The sequence below is a fragment of the Stenotrophomonas indicatrix genome, from assembly GCF_002750975.1.
Classification (GTDB): domain Bacteria; phylum Pseudomonadota; class Gammaproteobacteria; order Xanthomonadales; family Xanthomonadaceae; genus Stenotrophomonas; species Stenotrophomonas indicatrix.
The window spans coordinates 1,671,750-1,692,831 of record NZ_PEJS01000001.1 but is presented as its reverse complement, the minus strand read 5'-3'; the positions used below and the strand labels follow the sequence as shown (position 1 = coordinate 1,692,831).

21 protein-coding genes are annotated in these 21,082 nt (G+C 67.5%); 11 read left to right on the top strand and 10 right to left on the bottom strand.

The genetic code is table 11. From position 1 onward, the window contains the following. Positions 1 to 2 precede the first annotated feature (2 nt). Complete coding sequence (locus tag CR918_RS07890; RefSeq protein ID WP_099842406.1) at positions 3 to 1,043, top strand: DUF1176 domain-containing protein; 1,041 nt, start codon at positions 3 to 5, stop codon at positions 1,041 to 1,043. After that, on the top strand, positions 988 to 2,109 hold the full coding sequence (locus CR918_RS07885) for a DUF1176 domain-containing protein (RefSeq protein ID WP_165780891.1): 1,122 nt from the start codon (positions 988 to 990) through the stop codon (positions 2,107 to 2,109). The genes CR918_RS07890 and CR918_RS07885 overlap by 56 nt, the downstream gene beginning before the upstream one ends. A gap of 36 nt (positions 2,110 to 2,145) precedes the next feature. On the opposite strand, the gene CR918_RS07880 is transcribed toward CR918_RS07885, so the two are convergent. The 6 genes from CR918_RS07880 to dapB all read right to left on the bottom strand — a co-directional run bounded on the left by CR918_RS07880 (position 2,146) and on the right by dapB (position 9,536). Beyond that, the gene (locus CR918_RS07880; protein WP_099842404.1) at positions 2,146 to 3,066 is read right to left on the bottom strand and encodes a phosphoglycerate mutase; all 921 of its coding nucleotides are present in this window, start codon (positions 3,064 to 3,066) and stop codon (positions 2,146 to 2,148) included. Positions 3,067 to 3,069: 3 nt separating this feature from the next. Beyond that, entirely contained in the window at positions 3,070 to 3,534 is a 465-nt protein-coding gene (gene greA, locus CR918_RS07875) for a transcription elongation factor GreA (RefSeq protein ID WP_025874725.1), read from the bottom strand. An 8-nt stretch (positions 3,535 to 3,542) separates the two neighbouring features. Next, complete coding sequence (carB, locus tag CR918_RS07870) at positions 3,543 to 6,785, bottom strand: carbamoyl-phosphate synthase large subunit (RefSeq protein WP_099842403.1); 3,243 nt, start codon at positions 6,783 to 6,785, stop codon at positions 3,543 to 3,545. 54 nt (positions 6,786 to 6,839) lie between these two features. Next, on the bottom strand, positions 6,840 to 7,388 hold the full coding sequence (locus tag CR918_RS07865; RefSeq protein WP_033831007.1) for a hypothetical protein: 549 nt from the start codon (positions 7,386 to 7,388) through the stop codon (positions 6,840 to 6,842). Next, a complete protein-coding gene (gene carA, locus CR918_RS07860) occupies positions 7,388 to 8,518 on the bottom strand; it encodes a glutamine-hydrolyzing carbamoyl-phosphate synthase small subunit (RefSeq protein WP_099842402.1) in 1,131 nt (376 codons plus the stop codon). Before carA ends, CR918_RS07865 begins: the two co-directional genes overlap by 1 nt. Before the next feature lie 289 nt (positions 8,519 to 8,807). Beyond that, positions 8,808 to 9,536: a 4-hydroxy-tetrahydrodipicolinate reductase gene (dapB, locus tag CR918_RS07855; protein ID WP_099842401.1), complete on the bottom strand. Its 729-nt coding sequence runs from the start codon at positions 9,534 to 9,536 to the stop codon at positions 8,808 to 8,810. A 159-nt stretch (positions 9,537 to 9,695) separates the two neighbouring features. Here dapB and CR918_RS07845 point away from each other — a divergent pair, with 159 nt between their 5' ends. Together CR918_RS07845 and CR918_RS07840 are read left to right on the top strand one after the other, a co-directional pair. Continuing rightward, positions 9,696 to 10,091 (top strand): MerR family transcriptional regulator, encoded by a 396-nt coding sequence (locus CR918_RS07845; RefSeq protein WP_099844283.1) that lies wholly within the window; start codon positions 9,696 to 9,698, stop codon positions 10,089 to 10,091. A gap of 55 nt (positions 10,092 to 10,146) precedes the next feature. Beyond that, the gene (locus CR918_RS07840; protein WP_099842400.1) at positions 10,147 to 10,728 is read left to right on the top strand and encodes an NAD(P)H-dependent oxidoreductase; all 582 of its coding nucleotides are present in this window, start codon (positions 10,147 to 10,149) and stop codon (positions 10,726 to 10,728) included. Positions 10,729 to 10,932: 204 nt separating this feature from the next. On the opposite strand, the gene CR918_RS07835 is transcribed toward CR918_RS07840, so the two are convergent. Genes CR918_RS07835 through CR918_RS07825 form a run of 3 tightly spaced genes read right to left on the bottom strand, consistent with a single transcriptional unit; the run spans position 10,933 to position 13,300 of the window. Further along, positions 10,933 to 11,187, bottom strand: coding sequence for a DUF6587 family protein (locus CR918_RS07835; protein WP_025874739.1), 255 nt, complete (start codon positions 11,185 to 11,187; stop codon positions 10,933 to 10,935). Continuing rightward, the gene (gene feoB / locus CR918_RS07830; RefSeq protein ID WP_099842399.1) at positions 11,187 to 13,049 is read right to left on the bottom strand and encodes a ferrous iron transport protein B; all 1,863 of its coding nucleotides are present in this window, start codon (positions 13,047 to 13,049) and stop codon (positions 11,187 to 11,189) included. Before feoB ends, CR918_RS07835 begins: the two co-directional genes overlap by 1 nt. Next, on the bottom strand, positions 13,046 to 13,300 hold the full coding sequence (locus CR918_RS07825; RefSeq protein WP_025874743.1) for a FeoA family protein: 255 nt from the start codon (positions 13,298 to 13,300) through the stop codon (positions 13,046 to 13,048). Before CR918_RS07825 ends, feoB begins: the two co-directional genes overlap by 4 nt. A gap of 120 nt (positions 13,301 to 13,420) precedes the next feature. Between CR918_RS07825 and CR918_RS07820 the strand changes: the two genes are divergently transcribed. From CR918_RS07820 to CR918_RS07790, 7 genes are all read left to right on the top strand, one after another. Next, positions 13,421 to 14,209, top strand: a complete 789-nt coding sequence (locus CR918_RS07820; protein ID WP_025874745.1) for an enoyl-CoA hydratase-related protein — start codon at positions 13,421 to 13,423, stop codon at positions 14,207 to 14,209. A 1-nt stretch (position 14,210) separates the two neighbouring features. Continuing rightward, entirely contained in the window at positions 14,211 to 14,597 is a 387-nt protein-coding gene (locus CR918_RS07815; RefSeq protein WP_099783864.1) for a VOC family protein, read from the top strand. Between the two features lie 171 nt (positions 14,598 to 14,768). Further along, complete coding sequence (locus CR918_RS07810) at positions 14,769 to 15,662, top strand: hydroxymethylglutaryl-CoA lyase (protein WP_099842398.1); 894 nt, start codon at positions 14,769 to 14,771, stop codon at positions 15,660 to 15,662. Then, a complete protein-coding gene (locus CR918_RS07805; protein WP_099842397.1) occupies positions 15,659 to 18,232 on the top strand; it encodes a sensor domain-containing protein in 2,574 nt (857 codons plus the stop codon). The genes CR918_RS07810 and CR918_RS07805 overlap by 4 nt, the downstream gene beginning before the upstream one ends. Positions 18,233 to 18,311: 79 nt before the next feature. Continuing rightward, positions 18,312 to 19,082: an SDR family NAD(P)-dependent oxidoreductase gene (locus CR918_RS07800; protein ID WP_033830999.1), complete on the top strand. Its 771-nt coding sequence runs from the start codon at positions 18,312 to 18,314 to the stop codon at positions 19,080 to 19,082. Positions 19,083 to 19,131: 49 nt separating this feature from the next. Beyond that, a complete protein-coding gene (yeiP, locus tag CR918_RS07795) occupies positions 19,132 to 19,698 on the top strand; it encodes an elongation factor P-like protein YeiP (RefSeq protein ID WP_006363947.1) in 567 nt (188 codons plus the stop codon). Beyond that, on the top strand, positions 19,688 to 20,221 hold the full coding sequence (locus CR918_RS07790) for a hypothetical protein (protein WP_099844282.1): 534 nt from the start codon (positions 19,688 to 19,690) through the stop codon (positions 20,219 to 20,221). The genes yeiP and CR918_RS07790 overlap by 11 nt, the downstream gene beginning before the upstream one ends. A 74-nt stretch (positions 20,222 to 20,295) precedes the next feature. Here CR918_RS07790 and CR918_RS07785 read toward each other — a convergent pair whose 3' ends face one another. Continuing rightward, complete coding sequence (locus tag CR918_RS07785; RefSeq protein WP_099842396.1) at positions 20,296 to 21,000, bottom strand: COG3650 family protein; 705 nt, start codon at positions 20,998 to 21,000, stop codon at positions 20,296 to 20,298. Between the last annotated feature and the right edge of the window lie 82 nt (positions 21,001 to 21,082).

Here is a 21,082-nt window from a genome sequence, read left to right as displayed (position 1 = left end):
CCATGTACCGCCTGCTGTCCGTACTGCTTGCCAGCCTCCTGCCACTTGCTTCCCAGGCCGCAAACACGCCGCCAACCCCCGGTATCGAGTTCGTACACCACGACTGGTTCCTGGCCTGCGACAACACCGGCACCTGCCGTGCAGCCGGCTACGGCCCTGAGAAGGCGGACAGCCTGCTGGGCCTGATGCTGGAACGTGCCGGCGGCCCCGGCACGGCAGTGAAGGCGCGGCTGCGGGTCGGTGAGGATGGCGAAAGCGCAGTGCCTGAAGGTTCAATGCGCCTGCACGTGAACGGCCGTGATCTGGGCCCAGTGCAGGACACCGGGGCCGACGAGGCAGTGATGCTGCGGCCGGCGCAGGTAGAAGGCCTGCTGGCCGCCCTGCCCGGCCAGGCCCGTATCGAGGTGATCGACAGCAGGGGCACGCGCTGGCCGATTTCCGATCGTGGTGCCGCCGCGGTGCTGCTGAAAATGGACGAGGTCCAAGGGCGCGTGGGCACGCCCGGTGCGCTGGTACGCCGCGGCACGCGTGCCGAAGCGAGCGTGCCCGCCGCAGTGGCCAAGCCGGTGATCGTGCGCGGTGTGCTGGCGGCCGGCCGCCCCGGCGATAGCGGGCTGGGCAGCAGCGAAGCGCTGCGCGACGCGCTGATTGCCACGCTCGGCGACAACGACGACTGTCCGCGCCTGATCGAGTACAAGGGAACACCGGAAATGGTGATCGAGCGGTTGGACGACCACCACGTGCTGGTGCAGGCGTTGTGCCAGATGGGCGCGTACAACTACAGCAATGGCTTCTGGATCGCGCGCGATCAGCCGCCGTTCGCACCTGAGACGGTCACGCTGGAGGCAGAAGGCTTCTCGCGCTCCGATCGCACGTTGTACGCGCGCTACAAGGGCCGCGGCATCGGCGATTGCGTTTCCGGCTGGGACTGGGCCTGGGATGGCCGCAGATTCCAGCCAAGCAGTGCGTTCAGTACCGGTCTGTGTCGTGGCGTGGCGGGCGGGCACTGGACGCTGCCGACGCTTGTCAGCACGGTCCGCTGACCCGGAAACCTGGAACATGACTACGCTTCGATTTCCTCTACTGGCGCTGGCGTCACTGATGCTGGCACCTGTCAGCTTCGCCGGCACGCCCGCGCAGTTCACGTTCCTTGAACAGAACGGACACCTGGCATGCGATAACACAGGCACCTGCCGGATGGTGGCGTTCGGCCCACCGGCCGCGTTGATGCTGGGCGTGCTCATCGAGCGTGCCGCTGGACCAGACACCCCCGTGACGGCGCGATTGTCGCTGGCTGATGGCAGTGACGGCGCGCCCCGCAGCCCGCGGGTGCATCCAGAGGGCCGGCTACGGCTGCATGTGGATGGCGCGGACCTGGGTGATATCGGCCCGGTGGATGCGCTTGAGGCCGGCCTGGCTCTGGCACCACCACATGCGCAGGCGCTGCTGGATGCACTGGTGCGCGGGCGGCCGGTCAGGATGACCGACACGGCGGGCCAGGCATGGCCACTGGCAGAGAGCGGTAATGCCGCACTGCTGCTGAAGATGGACGAGGCACAGGGCCGCTTGCACACCCCAGGGGCGTTGGTGGGCAAGGGTTTGCGGCCGGAATCGCAGGTGCCGGCCGCACGGGTGGCACCTCGCCTGGTGCCGCCACCGCTGCTGGTTGAAGCCCACGACGAGGATGCCGCGCTGGCCGAACGTGCCGATCTACTGCAAGCGCTGCTACCGCGCGCCGAGGCCGGCGCGGGTTGCGCTGCAGCCTCTTCCCGCTACCTGCGCATCGAGCGGATCGATGCAACGCATGTGCTGGCGATGTTGAACTGCACGACCGGCCGCTACATCCGGCCAGCCGGCAGCTGGGTGATCCGCGACCGAACGCCCTTTGCGCCCGTGCCGATCACCGCATCCACGCTGTTCCCGCTCTACCCGCACGCCGTGTTCCTTGAAGAAGGCCTTGCAAGCGCTACGGACCGCTGCGGGACAGACCGGCATTGGGCCTGGGATGGAGCCCGCCTGGTGCTGGCGGCAACCTTCGTCGGCCGGCACTGCCTGGGCGCCGGTCAGCGCCACTGGCAACTGCCGACCTACGTTACGGAATTGCGCTAGGGCATCCGCCGGGCATAGCCCGGCGCTACCACCACGTCAGGCGTCGTGAAGCTGCCGTGGCTTCTTCCAGAACTGCCAGCGCTGGCCGCGATCCAGCTGGAACTGCAGGCCGTCCTCGAAATCCAGCACCAGCCGCTGCAGCTCGCCACGCTTGAGCGCGGCCAGCAGCGGCCGGATTGCATCGTTGCCCAGCTGCTGCAGCGAGCGCAGCTGGCGCAGGTCGACCAGTGCATCGACCGACTGCTCGCCATCCACCGCGACACCTGCGGCCTGGGCCAGACCCTGCAGCAGCGCATCGCGGCTGCGCACCTGCGCGTGCGGCGTGGCCACCGATACCGGCATCACGCCACCACCCCAGAACCACAGCGAATTGATCGGCTGCTGGCCCTGCGCGGCGCGCTGCTGGTTCCACGAGTGGGTGTGCAGCAGCACCTGCGCTTCGGTCATCAGTGCGCGCCAGCGACGGCCCGCCTCGCCCGGCGGCAGGTGCAAGAACAGGTCATCACCCAGCACCTCGTCGGGGCTGTCGAACTCCGGCAGTTCAGTACCGATGGGCAGGCGCAGGTACCAGCGTGACGGATCGGGTGCATCCAGCACGAAGCCTGCATCCGCAAACAGCGGCTGCAGCACGGGCAGCAACGCCAGCGTATCGGCCAGGCTGGGCCGCAGCGTTTCGCCGTGGCCCATCATCCGCGCGCCATGCATGTCCGGCACCATGCAGGCCGGATCGGCACGCAGCCAGCAGGCGCCGGCGGCATCACCGACGTCACGCTGGCGGGTCAATGCGGCCACCGGCCAGTGCGGCGCGGCCACCGTGAAGTGGCGCAGCAGCTGCGCGCGTTCACCGGCGTCGCCCTGCGAGGTGGTGGCGCGGCCCAGGGCGCGCGCCACGTCATCCGGCAATGCAGCCACCGCAAAGCGGCTGCGTGCCGGCAACAGCAGGGTTGCCGTCGCCACGGATCAGTCCTGGTAGCTGACGCTGACGATCTCGTACTCGCGCTGGCCGGCCGGCGCATCGATCACGATCGAGTCACCTTCCAGCTTGCCGATCATCGCGCGGGCGACCGGCGAGGAAATCGCGATCAGGCCGAGTTTGATGTCCGCTTCCAGATCACCAACGATCTGGTACTTCTTCTCTTCGTCCGATTCCACGTCGGCCAGGATCACGCTGGCCCCGAACACCACCTTGGAGCCTGCATTGAGCTTGCTCACGTCGATGATCTCGGCGTGCGACAGCTCGCCTTCCAGCTGCTTGATGCGGCCTTCGATGAAGCCCTGTTCCTCGCGCGCGGCGTGGTACTCGGCGTTCTCCTTCAGGTCGCCGTGCTCGCGCGCTTCGGCGATCGCGGCAATCACCTTCGGACGCTTGACCGACTTCAGGTGATCCAGTTCGTCGCGCAGACGCTGCGCGCCCTTCATCGTGATGGGTGCTCTCATGCGTTCAACTCCTTGTGCAGTTCCTGCAGCGACCAGACCGGGCCGGTACCGCGGAATTCCAGTGAATCCACCAGCGCCTTGGCACCGGCAATGGTGGTCGAATAGGTGACACGGTGCTGCAGTGCCTCGCGACGGATCGAGAACGAGTCGTTGATCGCGGCACGGCCTTCGGTCGTGTTGACGATATAGACGATCTCGCCGTTCTTGATCGAATCGACGATGTGCGGGCGACCCTCGACCACCTTGTTGATGATCTCGCAGTCCATGCCGTGCTGCTGCAGCCACGCTGCGGTACCACGGGTGGCAACCAGGCTGTAACCACGCGCCAGCAGGGCCTTGGCCACCGGCAGCACGCGCTTCTTGTCCGGGTCGCGCACCGACACGAACGCCTTGCCCACTGGCGGCGCCTTGATGCCACCGGCTTCCTGCGCGCGCGCGAAGGCGGCGTTGAAGCTGCGGCCCACGCCCATCACCTCACCGGTGGAGCGCATCTCCGGCCCGAGGATCGGGTCGACGCCCTGGAACTTGGCGAACGGGAAGATCGCTTCCTTCACCGAGTAGTAGTCCGGCACGATTTCCTTGGTGGCGCCCTGCTCTTCCAGGGTCTTGCCGGCCATGCAGCGGGCCGCGATCTTGGCCAGCGGCATGCCGGTGGCCTTGGACACGAAGGGCACGGTGCGCGAGGCACGCGGATTCACTTCCAGCAGGAAGATGGTGTCGTTGCCATCCTCATCGGTCTGGATCGCGAACTGGGTGTTCATCAGGCCCACCACGTTCAGGGCCTTGGCCAGCTCGACCACCTGGCGACGCAGCTCGGCCTGGGTTTCAGCCGACAGCGAGTAAGGCGGCAGCGAGCAGGAGGAATCGCCCGAGTGCACGCCAGCCTCTTCGATGTGCTCCATCACGCCACCGATCAGGACATTGCCCTGGGCGTCGGCAATGATGTCCACGTCGCACTCGACGGCGTTGTCGAGGAAGCGATCCAGCAGCACCGGCGAATCGTTGGACACCTTCACCGCGTCACGCACGTAGCGGGCCAGATCGGACTCGCCGTAGACGATTTCCATCGCGCGGCCACCCAGCACGTAGCTCGGGCGCACCACCAGCGGGTAGCCGATCTCGCGCGCCAGCAGCAGGGCTTCCTGGTCGTTGCGGGCAATGCGGTTCGGCGGCTGCTTCAGGCCCAGCTGTTCCACCAGCTGCTGGAAGCGCTCGCGGTCTTCGGCCAGGTCGATCGAGTCCGGGCTGGTGCCGATCACCGGCACGCCGTTGGCTTCCAGCGCGCGTGCCAGCTTCAGCGGGGTCTGGCCGCCGTACTGCACGATCACGCCCTTCGGCTGCTCCAGCTCGACGATTTCCAGCACGTCTTCCAGGGTCAGCGGTTCGAAGTACAGGCGATCGGAGGTGTCGTAGTCGGTCGACACGGTTTCCGGGTTGCAGTTGACCATGATGGTTTCATAGCCGTCCTCGCGCAGCGCCAGTGCCGCGTGCACGCAGCAGTAGTCGAACTCGATGCCCTGGCCGATGCGGTTGGGGCCACCGCCGAGGATCATGATCTTGTCGCGGTTGCTCGGTGCGGCTTCACACTCGTCCTCGTAGGTCGAGTACAGGTAGGCGGTGCCAGTGGAGAACTCGGCGGCACAGGAGTCCACACGCTTGTACACCGGGCGCACCTTGTGTGCGCGACGCAGCGCACGCACGGCCGCTTCGTTGGTGCCGGTCAGCTGGGCCAGGCGGGCGTCGGAGAAGCCGGCACGCTTGAGCTTGCGCAGGCGCGCCGCATCCAGTGCGTCGATGCCATCGGCTGCGACCTGGGTCTCGGCGGCGATGATTTCTTCGATCTGGTCCAGGAACCACGGATCGATGTAGGACAGCTTGAAGATGTCCTCCACGCTCATGCCGGCGCGGAACGCATCGGCGACGAAGAACAGGCGCTCCGGACCCGGCGCCTTCAGCTCGCGGCGCAGGGTCTGCAGATCGTCTTCACTGGTCAGGTCCAGGCCGGTCGGGTCGAAGCCGACCTTGCCGGTTTCCAGGCCACGCAGGGCCTTCTGCATCGATTCCTGGAAGGTGCGGCCCATCGCCATCACCTCGCCCACCGACTTCATCTGGGTGGTCAGGCGCGCATCGGCAGCCGGGAACTTCTCGAAAGCGAAGCGCGGAATCTTGGTGACGACGTAGTCGATGGACGGCTCGAACGAGGCCGGGGTCAGGCCGCCGGTGATCTCGTTCTTCAGTTCGTCCAGGGTGTAGCCCACGGCCAGCTTGGCGGCAACCTTGGCGATCGGGAAGCCGGTGGCCTTGGACGCCAGCGCCGAGGAACGCGACACGCGCGGGTTCATCTCGATCACCACCACGCGGCCGGTGTCCGGGTTGATGCCGAACTGCACGTTCGAACCACCGGTATCCACACCGATCTTGCGCAGCACTGCGATGGAGGCATCACGCAGGCGCTGGTATTCCTTGTCGGTCAGGGTCTGCGCCGGGGCCACGGTGATCGAGTCACCGGTATGCACGCCCATCGGGTCCAGGTTTTCGATCGAGCAGACGATGATGCAGTTGTCCGCGGTATCGCGGACCACTTCCATCTCGAATTCCTTCCAGCCCAGCACCGACTCTTCGACCAGCACTTCGGTGGTCGGCGACAGTTCCAGGCCGCGGTTGACGATTTCGATCAGCTCTTCGCGGTTGTAGGCAATGCCGCCGCCACTGCCGCCCAGGGTGAAGCTGGGGCGGATGATGGTCGGATAGCCGACGCGGGTCTGGATCTCCAGCGCTTCGTCCAGGGTATGGGCAACGGCAGCGGTCGGGCACTCCAGGCCGATCTCGCTCATCGCCACGCGGAACAGCTCGCGGTCTTCGGCCATCATGATCGCTTCGCGCTTGGCGCCGATCAGCTCGACGTTGTACTTCTCAAGCACACCGTTGTCGGCCAGGTCCAGCGCGCAGTTCAGCGCGGTCTGGCCACCCATTGTCGGCAGCAGCGCGTCGGGCTTCTCCTTGGCGATGATCTTCTCGACGGTCTGCCAGTTGATCGGCTCGATGTAGACGGCGTCGGCCATCTCCGGGTCGGTCATGATCGTGGCCGGATTGCTGTTGACCAGCACCACGCGGTAGCCCTCATCTCGCAGGGCCTTGCAGGCCTGGGCGCCGGAGTAATCGAACTCACAGGCCTGGCCGATGACGATCGGGCCGGCACCGATGATGAGGATGGTCTTGAGGTCAGTGCGCTTGGGCATTTTCTTCTCTAAGTCAGTACAGCGTGACAAGGGGGAGTGATCGCACGCTGTCGATCAGGAAATCTCTTCGGGTTTCAGCGCAATCCCGCACTGGTCCTGCAATCCCTGGCTCAGTTTCACCGCAAATTCGTCAGGGACGCTCATTGCATCGAAACCAGCATCCAGGCGCTTGAAGGACGTACTGCCGAGAAAGGCGTCGAATCCGGCGGCGTACGCCTCGTCGTTGACGTTGACCGACGCGTCCGCTGCCGACTCCGGGAGCGCACGGGTGAGGATCAGGTAACCCTTTCCGGACGGTGTGGCCAGGAAGCGCGACCAGTCCGCGACGATCACGTCACCGTCCTCGCCAAGGCTGTTGATCAACGACTGGCGCGCATGAACGTAGAAGAACGACTGGATGGAGGTGCGGGCGCATTGGCGATCGCTTTCGGCCAGCGCTTTGAGCGTTGGCACCTCCTCGACCATCATCGCCGCCGACGACGCACCGACCGAGTCCTTCTTCAACGTGTGCAGCAGCGCGTCCATGTCCGCAGCGGACGCCGGCGCAGCCTGTGCCGCACCCGCGGCGCAGCACAGCGACAGCAGCAGAGCGGCGCTGCGCATCAAGCCTTGGCCTCGGCCATCAGGGTCACAAAACGATCGAACAGCGGACCGACGTCATGCGGGCCCGGCGAGGCTTCCGGGTGGCCCTGGAACGAGAACGCCGGCACATCGGTGCGGGCGATGCCCTGGTTGGTGCCGTCGAACAGCGAACGGTGGGTCACCCGCAGCGTGGGCGGCAGACTGGCTTCATCGACCGCGAAGCCGTGGTTCTGCGAGGTGATCATCACCCGGCCGCTGTCCAGGTCCTGCACCGGATGGTTCGCGCCGTGGTGGCCATGGCCCATCTTGATCGTCTTCGCGCCCGAGGCCAGGCCCAGCAGCTGATGGCCCAGGCAGATACCGAAGGTCGGGATCTTCACGTCGATGAAGGTCTTGATCGCGGCGATCGCGTAGTCGCACGGTTCCGGGTCACCCGGGCCGTTGGACAGGAACACGCCGTCCGGCTTCAGCGCCAGCACTTCAGCGGCCGGGGTCTGCGCCGGCACCACGGTGACCTCGCAGCCGCGCTCGGCCAGCATGCGCAGGATGTTGGTCTTCACGCCGAAGTCGTACGCCACGACCTTGTACTGGGCCGGCACGCTGACGAAGGCGTTGGCATCCAGGTCCAGCTGGCCCTCGGTCCAGACGTAGGTCTTGTCGGTAGTCACGACCTTGGCCAGATCCATGCCCTTCAGGCCCGGGAACTTGCGGGCCGCTTCCAGTGCCTTTTCCACATCGATGCCGTCGCCGGCCATCAGCGCGCCGTTCTGGGCGCCCTTCTCGCGCAGGATGCGGGTCAGCTTGCGGGTGTCGATGCCGGTGATGGCGACCACGCCACGCTGGATCAGCCAGTCCTGCAGCGACACCTGGCTGCGCCAGCTGCTCGGGCGGCGCGGTACGTCGCGCACGATCAGGCCGGCCGACCACACCTTGGACGCTTCATCGTCCTGGTCGGTCATGCCGGTGTTGCCAATGTGCGGATAGGTCAGCGTGACCATCTGCCGGGCGTAGGACGGGTCGGTCAACACTTCCTGGTAGCCGGTCATGGCGGTGTTGAACACCACTTCACCGACGGACAGGCCGGGCGCGCCTACGGATTCGCCCTCGAATACGGTGCCGTCTTCGAGGACGAGGATTGCGGCTTGGGTCACGGAATTCTCACTTTGGCTACCGAGGGGGTGCCGAAGTCACGCCTGCGCTTCACGGAAATCCGGTTGCAAAAAAGCGCGGACGTACGGTCTGGGACCGGTCCGGCTTTCGTGATTCGGCGAGTGCGAATTGTAGCGGTGCCGGGGCGCTCGCGCCAGCGGTTATCGCCATTCATGAACAGGCGATTGCGCATTCATTTCAATCCGGGGCCGTATGCAGGCACCCAAGGGTAGCGCCGGGCCATGCCCGGCGGATCTGCCACCGACGCCGGGCATGGCCCGGCGCTACCGTTTACAGGGGCCCGTCCAGCAGGTCCCGCACCCGGTAGCTGCCAGCCGCCCGACCCTGCAGCTGGCGAGCAGCAAACAGCGCCCCGCGGGCGAAGATGTCGCGGTTGGTGGCCCGGTGCACCAGTTCGATGCGCTCGCCCAGCCCGGTGAACTGCACCAGATGCTCGCCGACGATGTCTCCGGCGCGCAGGCTGGCGTACTGCGGCTCGGCGCCGCCCCGCTGCGCCGCGGCGCCCAAGGTCAACGCCGTGCCCGAGGGCGCGTCCTTCTTCTGCGTATGGTGCGATTCGACGATGTCGCAGTTCCAACCGGCCAGCGCCTGCGCCGCACGTTCCACCAGCTCATCGAGCACCGCCACGCCCAAGCTGAAGTTCGACGCCCACACCAGCGGGATCTTCGCCGCCGCTGCTTCCAGTGCCTGGCGCTGCGCGCTGGAGATGCCGGTGGTGCCCGATACCAGTCCCGCACCGCGCTCCACGCACAGTGCCAGCAGCGCATCGAAGCCCTCGGGCAGGCTGAAGTCGATCGCCACATCGAACACCGGCGCCCCCGGCAGCTCGCTGGCCGCGAAGAACGGCACGCCGTCGATCACCCGCTGCGCCGGCGCGCGGCCGGTCACCGCAGCGACGATCTGCAGGGAATCAGGATGTTCGGCGGCCAGCCGCAACAGGGCTTGGCCCATGCGCCCGGAGGCGCCGTGAATAAGCAATCGCAGGGGAGTCTGGTTCATGCACGCAGGCTAGCGGCAGCACGCATGGTCCGGCAAGCACTGTCGCTGCTACGCTGCGTGCCCCTTCAAGCGCTGGCCCGCACCTCATGCACCTTTGCAAACCGCCCGCGCCAAGCGCTGACGCCGTCATGCCGCCTGCGCGGATGCAGGGCTGAAACGGTGCGCATTTCCGAAGTCGCCCGCCGCACCGGCGCCAGCGCCAAGGCCATCCGCCTGTACGAGGCACGCGGCCTGCTGCCGCCAGTGCCGCGCCTGAACCGCTATCGCGACTACAGCGAGCAGGACGTGGCCTGGGTGCAGCTGATCCGACAGGCACTGGGGCTGGGCATCGGCTTGGCCGCCATCACCCGCCTGCAGCGCGGCGACGGCCAGCTGGACTGGCCAGCCGTGCTCGCCCTGCTGGAACGCCAGCGCACTGCGATTGCCGCCGAGCGCGAGCGCCTTGCCCGCACCGAGATCGAGCTGCTGCATGTGGCTGACGAGCTGCGGCAATGGCTGCAACAGGGCGATGGTCCCTGCGTGCTGGCCCCCGCTGGCTGCCCCGGCGGGGTTTGACTCTGCCCTTGGGGCATAGCGCAACGTCGGTCGCCTTCCAGCCTCCGAGACTGCCGTGTCCCGCTCCATCCTGATCCTGCTTGGCCATCCCGACCGCGACAGCCTGTGCGGCGCCCTCGCCCAGCGCTACGCGACCGCCGCCCGCAACGCCGGCCACCGCGTGCACTTGATCGCCCTGGGTGAACTGCAGTTCGACCCGGTGCTGCGCCACGGTTATCGCCAGATCCAGCCGTTGGAAACCGACCTGCAGGATGCAGCAGACGCGATCCAGGCCTGCGATCACCTGGTGCTGGTCTACCCGACGTGGTGGGGCGCGATGCCGGCACTGCTGAAGGGCTTCTTCGACCGCGTGCTGCTGCCGGGCTTTGCTTTTCGCTACCGGCGCGATTCGGTGTGGTGGGACCGGCTGCTGGCGGGGCGCAGCGCGCGGGTCATCACCACGCTGGATACGCCGCCCTGGTACTACCGCTGGATCTACCGCGACCCGGGCATCACCCAGATCCGCGCCACCATCCTTGAGTTCTGCGGCATCCGCCCGGTGCGCGTCAGCCGGCTGGGCCCGGTACGCAGCAGCACGCCGCAACAGCGCGAACGCTGGTTGGCGCTGGCTGCGGAGTTGGGTGCGCGCGCACGTTGACGCATCACGGCGAACCGGTCGCCTCACCCTGCCTGCAACGTAGATCCACGCCATGCGTGGATGATCAATTCCGACACCGCTGGAGGGCAGCGCTGGGGATGGGTAGATCCACGCCATGCGTGGATGATCAATCGGCAGTGCGAACCAAGGTCCGCACCCACCAGGGAAGGTCCGCACCCACCAGGGCAGCGCCCAGACGCCTCTCTAGTGCTGCTTCGGCGGTGTCGGTCCGCAGCTGTCGCAGCCGCCGCACGCCCCGCCACCGCCAGTGGCCGGCGGCGCGATCTTCCGGCCCAGCGCCTGCAGCCAGGCCGCACGGCCCGGCTTCAGCAGCGCCAGTGCCAGCGCACCGCGCAGCTTGCGCACGGTGCCGGGCGCCTGCTTCTTCAGCACCACCCAGGCACTGACCAGCACGGCCACCGCGATGATCAGGTACTGCACCAGCAGGCCGGCGTCCATCAGCCGCCTCCCAGCGCCACGGTCACCTGGTAGGTGATCAGCGCCGCGACATAGGCCGCAGCAAACAGGTAGAACGCCGAGAAGCCCATCGTCTTCCACGAGTTGGTCTCGCGCTTGATGGTGGCCAGCGTCGAGATGCACATCGGTGCGTAGATGAACCACACCAGCAGAGCCAGGCCGGTAGCCAGCGACCAGCCGTCGGCCACCACCGGCGACAGTGCGGAGATCGCCGCATCGTCATCGGCGGCCGACAGCGCGTACACCGTCGCCAGCGAGGACACCGCTACTTCGCGTGCAGCGAGGCCCGGGATCAGCGCGATGCAGATCTGCCAGTTGAAGCCCAGCGGCGCGAAGATCGCGGTCATCGCGTGGCCGATCTGGCCGGCGTAGCTGTAGTCGATGGCCGGCATCGTCGCGTCGGCGGGCGCGCCCGGGAACGACAGCAGGAACCACAGCAGGATGGTCAGCGCCAGGATGATGCCGCCGACACGCTTGAGGAAGATCATGCCGCGCTCGTACAGGCCGACGGCGAGGTCGCGCGGATGCGGAATGCGGTACGACGGCAGCTCCAGCATCAGCGGGTGCTCGCTCTTGTCGCGGCGCCACTTCTTCATCACCCACGACATCACCAGCGCGCTGAGGATGCCCGCCACGTACAGGCCGAACAGCACCAGGCCCTGCTGGTTGAAGATGCCGATCCTGCCGGCCGGTATGAACGCACCGATCAGCAGCGCATATACCGGCAGCCTTGCCGAGCAGGTCATCAGCGGTGCCACCAGGATCGTGGCCAGGCGGTCACGCGGGTCCTGGATGCTGCGGGTGGCCATGATGCCCGGCACCGCGCAGGCAAAGCTGGACAGCAGCGGGATGAACGACCGCCCCGACAGGCCGGCCGCCGCCATCATGCGGTCCAGCAGGAACGCGGCGCGTGGCAGGTAACCGGACTCTTCCAGCACCAGGATGAAGGCGAACAGGATCAGGATCTGCGGCAGGAACACCACCACGCCGCCCAGGCCGGCGATGATGCCGTCGGTCAGCAGGCTGGTCAGCGGACCTGCCGGCAGCACGCTGGCGGCCAGTTCACCCAGCCAGGCAAAGCCGGCCTCGATGCCATCCATCAACGGCGTGGCCCAGGCGAACACCGCCTGGAAGATCAGGAACATCACCACCACCAGCGTGATCAGGCCGAACACCGGATGCAGCAGCCAGCGGTCCAGCGTGTCGTCGATCTTCGCCGTCCGTGCCGGCATCCGCACGGCTGCGGCCAGGATCGCGCGCACCTGCGCGTGGTAGTCCACACCGCTCTCAACGCCGGCCAGCGGCGCATCCAGGTGCGGCACCATCGTATCCAGGCGTTCCACCAGTGCACGCGCGCCCTGCTTGCGTACCGCCACGGTTTCCACCACCGGCACACCGATCTCGCGCTCCAGCGCGGCCACATCGATCTGGATGCCGCGGCGCTGCGCGGCGTCGACCATGTTCAGGGCGATGATCATCGGCTTGCCCAGCTCGCGCAGTTCCAGGGCGAAGCGCAGGTGCAGGCGCAGGTTGGTGGCGTCGATCACGCACAGAAGGACGTCCGGCGCGGCCTCGCCCGGGTAGAACCCCCGGCACAGGTCGCGGGTGATCGCCTCGTCCAGGCTGGCCGGCTGCAGGCTGTAGGCGCCCGGCAGGTCGAGCACGGCGAACTCGCGGCCGGACGGCGCACGCAGGCGGCCTTCCTTGCGCTCAACGGTGACGCCGGTGTAATTGGCGACCTTCTGCCGGCTGCCGGTCAGCTGGTTGAACAGCGCGGTCTTGCCGCTGTTGGGGTTGCCGACCAGCGCGATGCGCAGCGGGGCGGCGGTTGCGGTGGCGCTCATGCACGTCCCTCCTGGCTGGCCGGGTCGATGACCACGCGCCGGGCCTCACTGATACGCAGCGCGAAACGGGTGAACCCGACCTGCACCAGCAGCGGCTCGCCACCAACCGGGCCTCGCGCCACCAGGCGCACTTCCTCGCCCTTGACGAAGCCCAGCTCGCGCAGGCGCCGGGCGATGGCATCGTTGGCATGCAGGTCCTGCACGGAATCGACCACGGCCGAGGCGTGCAGGGGCAGTTCGGACAGCGTCATCTAGCGTGTTCTCTGCTGGATGTAAATGGTTCTCGATTCTAACATTCCCGCGTCGCGTCATGGCCCATGACCAATGGCCCGCTATGATCCATACAGGTATGGAGCAACCCCCGGAATCCCATGAACGATGCTTTGCAGATCGAGCGCAACGGCGCTGTCCTGACCCTCTGGCTGAACCGGCCGGAGCTGCACAACGCCTTTGACGCCGGCCTGATCGCCCGGCTGACCGCAGCCCTGGAAGCGGCCGGCCGCGATGACACGGTGCGCACGGTGGTGGTGGCCGGCCACGGTGCCTCCTTCTCCGCCGGTGCCGACATGCAGTGGATGCGCGGCATGGCCTCCGCCAGCGAGGCAGACAACCGTGACGACGCCCTGGCCCTGGCCCGCCTGATGCGCACCCTGGACGAACTGCCCAAGCCCACCCTCGCCCGCGTCCACGGCGCCGCCTTTGGTGGTGGCGTCGGCCTGGTGGCCTGCTGCGATATCGCCATCGCCACCACCGCCGCCCGTTTCGGCCTGACCGAAAGCCGCCTGGGCCTGCTGCCGGCAGTGATCTCGCCCTATGTGATCGAGGCCATCGGCAGCCGCCAGTCCCGCCGCTGGTTCGCCACCGGCGAGCACTTCGACGCCGACACCGCCCTGCGTATCGGCCTGATCCACCAGCTGGTGGAGCCCGAACGCCTGGACGAGGCGGTGCAGCGACAGCTGGCCCTGCTCGACAAGGCCGGGCCGATCGCCTCGGCTTCGGCCAAGCTGCTGGTCCGGCAGGTTCGCGACGCCCATGATCGCGACAGCCTGGACCGTGACAATGCCGCCCTGATCGCTCGCCTGCGGGTATCGGCCGAAGGCCAGGAGGGCCTGGGTGCCTTCCTCGACAAACGCGCGCCGCACTGGGTCACGGAGGCCTGACATGCTGGACCATATCGGCTTGAACAGCGGCGACCTGCCGCGCAGCAGGGCCTTCTTCCTGCAGGCGCTGGCACCGCTGCAGATCGGCGTGGTGATGGAGGTCAGCGCCGAACAGACCGGCGCCCACGACCATGTGGGTTTCGGCAACCACGGCAAGCCGTTCTTCTGGCTGGGCAATGCGGCGCCGCTCAGCCAGGGCGTGCACGTGGCCTTCGTCTGCGCCGGACGCGCCCAGGTTGATGCCTTCCACGCCGCCGCGCTGGCCGCAGGGGGGCGCGACAATGGTGCGCCCGGCCTGCGTCCCTGGTACCACCCGGACTATTACGCCGCCTTCGTGATCGACCCCGACGGCAACAACATCGAGGCGGTCTGCCACCTGCCCGGGTAGACCCCTGCGTCGCCACCAGACGCGGGCATGGCCGCTTGTGCGACCCGCCTGCGTATCTCATCTGGCAGCCTGGCGAAGACCGGGCCGCCCCCGTTTCCCAGGAACCGTCGTGACCCCAGCCGATCCCATCCGCCCTGCCCGCCCCGCCCCGCTTTTCATGGGGGTGCCGCGATGAGCGATTTCGTCCGCATCGTCGAGGTCGGCCCGCGCGACGGGCTGCAGAACGAAAAGCAGGCCGTGGCCACCACCGACAAGATCGCACTGATCGATCGCCTGTCGGCCACCGGCCTGCGTACGATCGAGGCCACCAGCTTCGTCAGCCCGCGCTGGGTCCCGCAGTTGGCCGATGCTGCCGAGGTCTATGCCGGCATCCAGCGCCGCCCGGGCATCGCCTATCCGGTGCTGGTGCCGAACGAACAGGGCTACGACCGTGCGCGCGCCGTCGGCGTGCAGGAAATCGCGGTGTTCACCGCTGCATCGGAAGCCTTCAACCGCACCAACACCAACGCCGGGATCGATGAATCGCTGGCCCGCTTCGAGCCGATCCTGCGCCGCGCGGCCGCCGACGGCGTGCGCGTGCGTGGCTACGTCTCCACCGTGCTCGGCTGCCCGTATCAGGGCGAGGTACCGCTGGCCGATGTGGTGCGCGTCGCCCGCGCACTGCACCAGATGGGGTGCTATGAGATCTCGCTGGGCGACACCATCGGCGTCGGCACGCCACGCAAGGCCCGCGCGATGCTGCAGTCGGTGGCTGCCGAGATCCCGATGAGCGCACTGGCCGTGCACTTCCACGATACCTACGGCCAGGCCATCGCCAACATCGCCGCCTGCCTGGAAGAAGGCGTGCGCGTGGTCGACAGTGCGGTGTCCGGTGCCGGCGGCTGCCCGTACGCGAAGGGCGCCAGCGGCAACGTGGCCAGCGAGGACGTGGTGTACCTGCTGCAGGGCCTGGGCCTGGAATGCGGTGTCGACCTGCCGTCGCTGGCCGAGACCGGCCGCTGGCTGGCCGGACTGCTCGGCCGCGCGACCGCCAGCCGCGTCGGGCAGGCGCTGGCAGCGACATGAACGACAGCGGCCCGCGCGACCGTCCGGCCATCGGCGATACACCCGCCGCAACCGACGTCGCGCTGGCCGCTCTGGACGCGGCGCTGGCTGCTTCGCCGCCGCCGGCCCAGGCCAGGCTGCTGCGCCAGGCACGGCAGGCGCTGGCCGATGCGCAGCAGCGCGAACTGGATACCCAGGCACGCTATGCCGCGTTATTCGACGCCGTGCCCGACCCGGTCAGCATCCTCAGCGCCGAAGGCGTGGTGCTGGACGTCAACCGCGCAGGCATCGTCGCCTACGACCGCCCGCGCGAGGACATCGTCGGCCAGCCGATCGAACTGCTCAATCCCGACCTGCCCAGCGACCATCTGCAACCGGTGTGGGAAGCGCTGAACCGCGGCGACACCTACGTCATCGAAGTGACCAACATGCGCGGTGATGGCAGCCGCTTTCCGGTGGAGGTGCACTCGGCCGGCTTCCAGGACCGCGGCCAACCCTGCATCGTCGCCGTCGCCCGCGACCTGAGCGGGCGCTGGCGCGCAGAGTCACGCTATCGCCTGTTGATGGAATCGATCGACAAGGGCGTGATCCTGTTCGACCGCGACCTGCGCGTGCTGTCGGCCAACCCGGCCGCACATCGCATCCTCGGCCTCACCGGTGGCGGCGTGGGCTTGAACGCGATGCTCGATCCCGAAGCGTGGATCATCGTCGACGAGCATGGCCACCCGTTGACCCAGTCACAGTGGCCGACCAGCCGCTGTTTCCAGGCCGGGCGGGTGATCCGCAGCACCATCATCGGCCTGTACCACCGCCCGCGCGGACGCATGCTGTGGTTGTCCACCACCAACGTGCCGGTGTTCGGCAACGGCTGCGACCAGGCCGACCATGTCTATGCGATGTTCAGTGACATCACCGAACTGAAGCGCAACAACACCCTGTTCGCGCGCGCGCAGTCACTGGCCCATATCGGCGGTTGGGAGTGGGATCGCGGCCTGCAGCGCCTGTACCTCACCGATGAAGCGCGGCGCATCGTCGGCCAGCCGGCCGACCTGGAGGACATGCCCGACCTGCTGGACTGCCTGCGCAGCGACGACCGCGCCGCCCTGCAGCAGGCGCTGGCCGACACCATCGAACACCGCAGCAGCTTCGGCCTGGAGCTGCAGGGCCAGCGCCGCGATGGCCACTCGTTCTGGATACGGATGATCGGCGAGGTCTCGGCCGGCGATGTCGATGCCGCCCGCATCACCGGCACCGTGCAGGACATCACCGAGCGCAAGCAGGCCGAGGAAACCCTGCGCGTGCAGGCCCGCACCGACCCGCTGACCGGAATCATGAACCGCGATGCGGTGCTGAGCGACCTCGGCGTGCGCATGGACAGCCCCAGCCACGACCGCGTGGCGGTGCTGTACATCGACCTGGACCGTTTCAAGGTGGTCAACGACCTGCTTGGCCACAACGCCGGTGATGAACTGTTGATCGAAGCGACCCGGCGCATCGCCACTGCGATCGGCACCGAAGGCCTGCTTGCACGCTTTGGCGGCGACGAGTTCCTGGTGATCTGCGATCTGCGCGACCAGCCGGACCAGGCCGAACAGCTGGCCGAACGCATCACTGCGGCGTTCTCGGCACCGTTCCAGCTGGGCAGCGACGAGTTCCCGGTGACCGCCAGCATCGGCATCGCCCGCGCACCGCGCGATGGCAACCGGCCGCAGCAGCTGATCCAGAACGCCGACACGGCGATGTACGAGTGCAAGCGCCGCACCCGCAACGGTTGGCAGGTGTTCTCCCCGGAACTGGCACAGCGCCAGCATGACCGCCTGCAGATCGAGAGCCGGCTGCACAAGGCCCTCGATGGCGACGAGTTCCATCTGGTGTACCAGCCACAGGTCAACCTGCGCAGCGGCGCCACCATCGCCTGCGAGGCGCTGATGCGCTGGCACAACATACAGCTGGGGCCAATGCGCCCGGACCTGTTCATCCGCCACGCCGAGCACACCGGCGACATCGTGCGCATCGGCCAATGGGCGCTGCGCGAAGCCTGCCGGCAGGTACGGCAATGGCAGGATGACGGGCTCGGCCTGGTGCGGGTGGCGGTCAACGTGTCCTGGCGCCAGTTCGTCGGTGAGGATCTCGCCCGCTGGGTGCGGCAGGTGCTGGATGAGTTCGGCCTGCCCGGCAGCGTGCTGGAACTGGAGTTCACCGAGCGGGTGCTGATCGAGGATGCGCCGGACACCCTGCGCACCTTCGCCCGCCTGCGCGAAATGGGGGTGATGCTGACCATCGATGACTTCGGCGAAGGCTACAGCGCCCTGAACTACCTGCGGCGCCTGCCCATCCATGGGCTGAAGCTGAGCCAGTTGTTCGTCGAAGGCATTCCCCGCAACCGCTCGGATGTGGCGGTGTGCGAGGCAGTCTGCGCGATCGCGCGCAGCCTGGGCCTGGGCGTAGTCGCCGAGGGCGTGGAGACCGAGCCACAACGGCAGTGCCTGCTCGACCTGGGGGTGACCGTTGGCCAGGGTTTCCTGTTCGCCCATGGCCTGCCCGCCGCCGACTTCGAGCGTCGCCTGCGCCGCGCCCGCGAACTGGGCTGAGGCCGGCGGCGCAGTGCACAACGGCGGCTGCCGTCGCTTCCGTTAGAATCGGCGGTTCTTGAACCTGCAGGACCGTGCAATGCAGCTGTCTTCCGTACGTGCCGTGATCACTGGCGGCGTCTCCGGCCTCGGCCTGGCCGTGGCCCAGCACCTGGTTGCCGAGGGCGGCAAGGTCGCCCTGTTCGACCTCAACGACGCCAAGGGCGCGGCCGCTGTTGCCGAGCTGGGGCAGGACAACGCCCGCTATTTCAACGTCAACGTCAGTGATGAAGCGTCCGTGTCGGCGGCCATCGACCAGGCCTGCGATTTCCTCGGCGGCCTGAATGTCGCCATGAATTGCGCCGGCATCCTCGGCGCTGGCCGCGTGCTGGGCAAGGAAGGCCCGATGCCGCTGGCCGGGTTCCAGGGCACGGTGATGGTCAACCTGGTCGGCAGCTTCAATGTCGCCAAGGCCGCAGCCAACCGCATGCAGCACAACGAGGCCGGCGTGGACGGCGAGCGCGGCGTCATCATCAACACCGCCAGCGTTGCCGCCTACGAAGGCCAGATCGGCCAGGCCGCCTACTCCGCCTCCAAGGGCGGCGTGGTGGCGATGACCCTGCCGATGGCCCGCGAGCTGTCGCGCTTCGGCATCCGCGTCAACACCATCGCGCCGGGCGTGTTCTGGACGCCGATGGTCGATGGCATGCCCGAAGCCGTGCAGGAATCGCTGGCCGCCTCGATCCCGTTCCCGTCGCGCCTGGGCAAGCCGGAAGACTTCGCCAGCCTGGTCGGCCACATCCTCGGCAACACCTACATCAACGGCGAGACCATCCGCCTGGACGGCGCCACCCGGCTCGCTCCGAAGTGATTCCCCCCGGGCGCCGGGACGGCGCCCTCCCCCAACGACCAACATCATCATGAAAGCCAACGACATCAAGAAGGGCAACGTCGTCGAGTTCAACAACGGCGTCTACCAGATCCGCGACATCGAGCGCAGCTCGCCGCAGGGTCGCGGCGGCAACGTCCGCTTCCGCTTCATCATGTACAGCGTGCCGGGCGGCAACAAGCTCGACGCCAGCTTCGATGCCGACGACAACCTGGTCGAAGTCGAACTGCTGCGCCGCCAGTCCACCTACTCGTACAAGGACGGCGATGCGTTCGTGTTCCTGGACGACGAGGACTACACCCCCTACACCCTGGACGCGGACGTGATCGGCGATGACGCCGGCTACATCACCGACGGCCTGACCGGCATCTACGTGCAGGTGATCGACGAGCAGCCGGTGGCCATCCAGCTGCCGGCCTCGGTGGTGCTGGAAGTGATCGAGACGCCGCCGGAACTGAAGGGCGGTACCGCCACCAAGCGCCCGAAGCCGGCCAAGCTCAACACCGGCATCGAGATCATGGTGCCGGAGTACATCGTCAACGGCGAGCGTGTGCTGGTGAACACCGCCACCGGCGAATTTGCCGGCCGTGCCGATTAATCGCGCTGCGCTGACCGCCTTCCTGTCCCTGCTCGTGGCGTGCTCGCCGCGGGCAGCGGACAGCACCGGTGACGTCGCGGCGGACGCGGTGACGCAGCCCCCCGCAGCGGACACCGCTGCCGCTGCGGTTGCACCGGCTGCAGATGAAGCAGATGCTGCGGCGACGCTGGCAGGTAGCCCCGAGGAGGAGCAACAGGCGCGGGCTGCGGCCGGTTGCAGCGTCCCCAACGACGTCGCTTTCGTGCAGGACACCCGCATCTACTGCGACATGCCCGCCGATGTGCAGGCCTTCATCGAACGGGAGAACAGCTGCCAGCATTTTGCCGGCGAAGAACCCTACGACGACGCCCGTCGTCGCGAGCTGGAGGCCGCCATCGCCAGGTTCTGCGACGATCGAGAGAAGATCTTTGCCGACCTGGTGGCCCGCCATCGCGACGACTGCGCGATCCGGCAGGCGTTGATCGGCGTGAACCTGCGCTACGACCTGTCCCCCGATCTGGATCTGAAGCCCTGCGAGGGCTGACGGAAAAAAAAAGGGGACGGAGGGGATTACATCGTTCATGGCACAAACAACGTAATCCGCTCCGCCCCTTTTTCTTATTTGCCGCCGAAGTTGCCACAACCGTGGTACTGGCGCGTGCCCACGGCCAGCATCGCCTTGGCCTCGAATGTCTCGCCACTCATGCCGTCCTGGCAGGTGGTGCGCTGGAAGCTCAGCTTGATGTCGGTGCCATCCGCCGCCTTGCCAACCCAGCCATCGGCACCCTCGGTCGGTTTGGCGACGGTGAAGCGGCGCTCGCCGTAATCCACATCCACCTGCAGGCCCGGCGTATCGCCGTCGACGACGGCAAGCCAGCCCGGCTCGTTGCCGGTGGCACGGAACGCCGCGTTGCCGGCACTGCCATCGCCCTCGGTCGCTTCCACCGCGCTGCATTCACGGTCCGCCTCGCCCTTCAGGCTGAGCAGCGCGTCGTCACTGCCGCGGGTCCAGAAGCTGTTGCCCTTGCCGTCGCCATACTTCGCACCGGAGGCCGCACGTTCGGAGGACATCGCGAAACTGCGCCCGCCAATCACAACCGTCGCTGCGTCCTCTCCGTTGAAGGTCGCGCGCGCATCAAGGTCACCGCAGCGATAGAGGGTTTGGTTGCCGGCGCCATCGCCGCCGCCATCAGCAGCGGCGGCCACCGGCGCAGGCGTTGCGGCCGCATCGCCTGCATTGCTGGCGGCCGGCGTCTGTGCCGGTTGACAGGCACTCAACACCAGGCCCAGGGAAGCCGCCATCAGGCTGGGAAGTACACGCATGGCTCGACTCCTTGTCGACACTTCAGGAACCGGGAAACGTACCACCTGCATGCAGAAGGGGGCCTGAAAGCTGCATGACCCT

What these genes read in the sequence shown, in the direction of transcription:
- CR918_RS07835 (WP_025874739.1), bottom strand. Translation starts at nt 11,187, where the DNA reads ATGGACGCCGGCCTGCTGGTGCAGTACCTGATCATCGCGGTGGCCGTG.
- CR918_RS07890 (WP_099842406.1), top strand. Translation starts at nt 3, where the DNA reads ATGTACCGCCTGCTGTCCGTACTGCTTGCCAGCCTCCTGCCACTTGCT.
- dapB (WP_099842401.1), bottom strand. Translation starts at nt 9,536, where the DNA reads ATGAACCAGACTCCCCTGCGATTGCTTATTCACGGCGCCTCCGGGCGC.
- CR918_RS07815 (WP_099783864.1), top strand. Translation starts at nt 14,211, where the DNA reads ATGCTGGACCATATCGGCTTGAACAGCGGCGACCTGCCGCGCAGCAGG.
- CR918_RS07805 (WP_099842397.1), top strand. Translation starts at nt 15,659, where the DNA reads ATGAACGACAGCGGCCCGCGCGACCGTCCGGCCATCGGCGATACACCC.
- yeiP (WP_006363947.1), top strand. Translation starts at nt 19,132, where the DNA reads ATGAAAGCCAACGACATCAAGAAGGGCAACGTCGTCGAGTTCAACAAC.
- carB (WP_099842403.1), bottom strand. Translation starts at nt 6,785, where the DNA reads ATGCCCAAGCGCACTGACCTCAAGACCATCCTCATCATCGGTGCCGGC.
- CR918_RS07800 (WP_033830999.1), top strand. Translation starts at nt 18,312, where the DNA reads ATGCAGCTGTCTTCCGTACGTGCCGTGATCACTGGCGGCGTCTCCGGC.
- CR918_RS07785 (WP_099842396.1), bottom strand. Translation starts at nt 21,000, where the DNA reads ATGCGTGTACTTCCCAGCCTGATGGCGGCTTCCCTGGGCCTGGTGTTG.
- CR918_RS07825 (WP_025874743.1), bottom strand. Translation starts at nt 13,300, where the DNA reads ATGACGCTGTCCGAACTGCCCCTGCACGCCTCGGCCGTGGTCGATTCC.
- CR918_RS07810 (WP_099842398.1), top strand. Translation starts at nt 14,769, where the DNA reads ATGAGCGATTTCGTCCGCATCGTCGAGGTCGGCCCGCGCGACGGGCTG.
- CR918_RS07865 (WP_033831007.1), bottom strand. Translation starts at nt 7,388, where the DNA reads ATGCGCAGCGCCGCTCTGCTGCTGTCGCTGTGCTGCGCCGCGGGTGCG.
- CR918_RS07820 (WP_025874745.1), top strand. Translation starts at nt 13,421, where the DNA reads ATGAACGATGCTTTGCAGATCGAGCGCAACGGCGCTGTCCTGACCCTC.
- feoB (WP_099842399.1), bottom strand. Translation starts at nt 13,049, where the DNA reads ATGAGCGCCACCGCAACCGCCGCCCCGCTGCGCATCGCGCTGGTCGGC.